Below are 3,354 nucleotides of genomic sequence, written 5' to 3' on the forward strand. Positions count from 1 at the left end.
CGCTCGGGATCTCCGGTGTGCGGCGACACGCGCAACGCGGTCACGCCCGCCCGCCGCAGGGCCTCCGGCGCGAGATCGGCCAGCTCCACGCCATACGACAGGGTCTGGATGCCGTTCACGGCCAACAACGCCTCGCCTTCCAGCGTCCGCACGGGCATGCCATCCGGATCGTCCTCGCAGGCGAACAGGCACCTGTCCTTGTGCAGCTTTCGAGCCCGTGCGTGATAGCAGCGTCCCGACAGCGCCAACGGCATTCGGCCATAGGCGAAGAGCTCGATCTCCAGCGCTGGATAGGCGCGGCTGATCTCGCCGATCACGTCCAGCGACAGCTCCACGTTAGGACAAAGACGCTCACAGCCCCGGTCGATCAGGGCTCCGACCGCGGCCTCGTTGTAGAGGCTGAGCAGCGGCCCGGCGACGAAGGGCGTTCCGGGCGGAAGACTGGCCAGCGCCGCGAAATCGTTGATCTCGATCCGCTCGCCCGCCGCCGCGAGATCCCGAAGTCCCTGCGACTCGCGAGGGGTCGCGGGCATGGCCTGACCCGCCCACACGACATCCTTGCCCGCCGCGTCGAGACGTTCAGCGGCCTCGGCCAGGGCTTGTGCGGCCAGTGGCGCGCGTTTGCCGCACACCACCTCGCCCAGATAGACGCGGGCGACATCGGGATTTTTCGCCACCGCGCCATAGAAGTCGGCGATCCGCTCTGGCGACCAGAGGAACATCAGCGGTCCGACGGTCAGTTCGAAATCGATGCTGCTCATCGCCATTGCCGCCTATAGGCCCCCGTGGTTTCGCGCCCGCCTTCGGCGAGGTCGGTCAGCATCGCCTCGAAGGGCGCCGTGTCGCCGCCGACGTCCAGCGCGTCGATCGCGCCTCGGAAGGCGGCGGTCACCCGGCTGACATAGGTCTTGCCTCGTTGACGCCCCTCGACCTTGACCGCCGTCACGCCGCTTTGTCTGAGCGAGCGCAGCAGCGTCATGGCGTTCAGGCTGACAGGCTCCTCGAAGAGGTAGGTCTCCTCCCCTTCCGCCTCGAACCTGCCCTTGCAGAGCGTGGGGTATCCGGCTGGCTCACCCGCGCCGAGGCGGTCGAGGGCGAAGCCTCCAAGCCTGGGCGTCATGACGCCGCCCGACTCGTCGAAACTGACGGCCTCGGGCGGGGAACAGACGCCCGTCAGGTTGGGCGAACCGCCGGTCGCATAGGACGACAGGGCGCAGCGCCCCTCGGCCATGACGCAGAGTCCCCCGAAGACAAAGGCTTCGACCTCCACCGGCGAACGGGCCGTCAGCGCCCCGATCTCGGCGGCGCTAAGCACGCGCGGCAGCACCACCCGCTTCACGCCGAACGTCTGGACGTAGAACGCGATGGCCTCGGCGGAATTGGCGGCGGCCTGCACCGAGAGATGCAGTCGAAAGTCGGGATAGGCCGTGCGCACATAGGACAGGACGCCGATGTCGGCGACAATCACGGCATGGGCCCCGGACGCGACGGCGGAGTCGACGGCCCGTCGCCAGACATCGACGCGGCCAGCTCCGGCGAAGGTGTTGATCGCCACCAGCACCTTGGCGCCGTGGTCGGCGGCAAGGACCACAGCCTCTCGCAGCTCGGCCGGCGAGAAGTTCAGTCCAGGAAAATTGCGGGCGTTGGTTTCGTCGCGAAGACCGCAATAGACGCTGTCGGCGCCGGCTTCCACGGCGGCCCGAAGCATCGGGGGCGAGCCGGCGGGACAGACGAGTTCGATCGATCCCATGCTCAGGCCCTGACTCGGCGGCGCGTGGCGAAATCGAGTCCCGCGCCGAACAGGGTCTTAATCGGGAGCGGCGCGACGATCAGGTCGCCCAGACCCAATTCCGCGGCTTCGATGGCGTTGTGCAGGGCCATCATCGCGGCCGTGTCGCCCTCGACTCGCAACCGCCGGGAAAAGAACGCCGCGTCCGCGTCCAGGGACCCGTCGAACAGTGAGAGCAGGTCTGTCAGAGGTCCCTCGATCCGGACATCGGCGTCGAGCAAACCCGATCGCGTCACCTGGACCTGGGCCGTCTCGCCGCTGGGCGTCAGGGTGAACGTCAGCGGTAAGTCGCTGGGATGGATCTGATAGCTCTTGGCCTGGTGCGCTCCAAGTCGGGCGAAGACGTCCGGGCGTCGGCGCGCCAGGCGGCGCACAGCCTGGGTCAGCAGCAGGCTTGGCGGCGCCAGCGCCATGCGGGCGACAAGCTCCTGGGCTCGCCCTCCAGTTCGTCGCCGCGTTGGGCTCATGACGTCCTCCGGTTCGGGCCGGGGAAGCTAGCGACGAGGCGCCCAGCCGCAATGGCCGGCGTCAACCTTGGCTTTGACGGCGATCAACGTCGCCCAAGCTTGAGCGCCGACAAGGAGCCCAAGCGTCGAATCCGACATTCGGGCGTCCCACAGATGGAGAACGCAATGCACACGCCCTGGACACGAGGGGCCGTTCTGGAACGAGTCCACGCCAACGGCATCTTCTACGTGAGCCTCCACCCCGCCACGATGGCGTTGCGCCGTCTTTGTCAGGCGCTGGTGACGGAAGGCGTCCTGCGCACCGGAGGCAGACGCGGCGCCAGCCTGGTGTTCTATCCGACGATATCCGGAGCCTGAAGTTGGCGGCGCGCAACGTCGGCTTCCTCAGCGCCGCTAGGCTGCCTGGCGAAAGGAACACTTCATGGACCTAGCCGACCTGCCCGTCCGCGACATCGCCATCGGTCGTCCCGGCGCGACCGCCGTCTTCCGTCGCTACAAGATCGACTACTGCTGCGGGGGCGAAGCGCCTCTATCGGCCGCCGTCGTTCGTCGCGGCGCGAACCTGGAAGCCATCCTGGCCGAGCTTGGCGCCCTGGCCGCCAGCGAACCGGAGACGCCTTCGGCCCCGGCGGAACTGATCGAGCACATTCTCGAGCGCTATCACGAGACCCATCGTCGCCAGTTCCCCGAAGCCATCCGCCTGGCGCGCCGGGTGGAGGCCGTGCACGGCGAGCGTCCCGATTGCCCCATCGGCCTCTCCCAGCACCTGGCCTTCATGTTCGACGACCTCGAAACCCATCATCAAAAGGAAGAGCTGGCGCTGTTCCCGATGATGCTGGCCGGTCGTCGCGACGGCATCGACGCGCCGATCATGTGCATGATGGACGAGCACAAGGACGTCCTGGAGCAGTTGGCCGGCCTGGCTCGCATCACCGGCGACTTCGCGCCTCCCGAAGGCGCCTGCACGACGTGGCGCGCGCTGCTCGAGCTGTGCCGCCAGATCGACGCGGACCTGCGCGAGCACATGCATCTGGAAAACAACGTTCTGTTCGCCGCGTTCGCCTGATCGAGCCCCCGGACTGGCGCGCGCGGCCTCCG

The 3,354-nt window shown here is 67.9% G+C and carries 5 protein-coding genes; 2 read left to right on the forward strand and 3 right to left on the reverse strand.

Features of this window, described 5'->3' with window-relative positions; all coding sequences use genetic code 11:
* The 3 genes from ubiV to ubiT form a co-directional block, all read right to left on the reverse strand.
* On the reverse strand, positions 1–761 hold a 761-nt coding region (gene ubiV / locus VJ655_RS20300; RefSeq protein WP_324114294.1), incomplete at its 3' end, for a ubiquinone anaerobic biosynthesis protein UbiV.
* The gene (gene ubiU / locus VJ655_RS20305; protein ID WP_324114296.1) at positions 758–1,750 is read right to left on the reverse strand and encodes a ubiquinone anaerobic biosynthesis protein UbiU; all 993 of its coding nucleotides are present in this window, start codon (positions 1,748–1,750) and stop codon (positions 758–760) included. The genes ubiU and ubiV, both read right to left, overlap by 4 nt.
* Before the next feature lie 2 nt (positions 1,751–1,752).
* A complete protein-coding gene (ubiT, locus tag VJ655_RS20310) occupies positions 1,753–2,202 on the reverse strand; it encodes a ubiquinone anaerobic biosynthesis accessory factor UbiT (RefSeq protein WP_324114298.1) in 450 nt (149 codons plus the stop codon).
* A gap of 105 nt (positions 2,203–2,307) precedes the next feature.
* On the opposite strand from ubiT, the gene VJ655_RS20315 reads away from it, so the two are divergent.
* Entirely contained in the window at positions 2,308–2,613 is a 306-nt protein-coding gene (locus VJ655_RS20315; RefSeq protein WP_324114299.1) for a hypothetical protein, read from the forward strand.
* 64 nt (positions 2,614–2,677) lie between these two features.
* On the forward strand, positions 2,678–3,322 hold the full coding sequence (locus tag VJ655_RS20320; protein ID WP_324114301.1) for a DUF542 domain-containing protein: 645 nt from the start codon (positions 2,678–2,680) through the stop codon (positions 3,320–3,322).
* Positions 3,323–3,354 lie beyond the last annotated feature (32 nt).

This window comes from Caulobacter sp. (assembly GCF_035254145.1).
In the GTDB taxonomy this organism is placed as follows: Bacteria; Pseudomonadota; Alphaproteobacteria; order Caulobacterales; family Caulobacteraceae; genus Caulobacter.

What these genes read in the sequence shown, in the direction of transcription:
- ubiU (WP_324114296.1), bottom strand. Translation starts at nt 1,750, where the DNA reads ATGGGATCGATCGAACTCGTCTGTCCCGCCGGCTCGCCCCCGATGCTT.
- ubiT (WP_324114298.1), bottom strand. Translation starts at nt 2,202, where the DNA reads ATGGCGCTGGCGCCGCCAAGCCTGCTGCTGACCCAGGCTGTGCGCCGC.
- VJ655_RS20315 (WP_324114299.1), top strand. Translation starts at nt 2,308, where the DNA reads ATGGCCGGCGTCAACCTTGGCTTTGACGGCGATCAACGTCGCCCAAGC.
- VJ655_RS20320 (WP_324114301.1), top strand. Translation starts at nt 2,678, where the DNA reads ATGGACCTAGCCGACCTGCCCGTCCGCGACATCGCCATCGGTCGTCCC.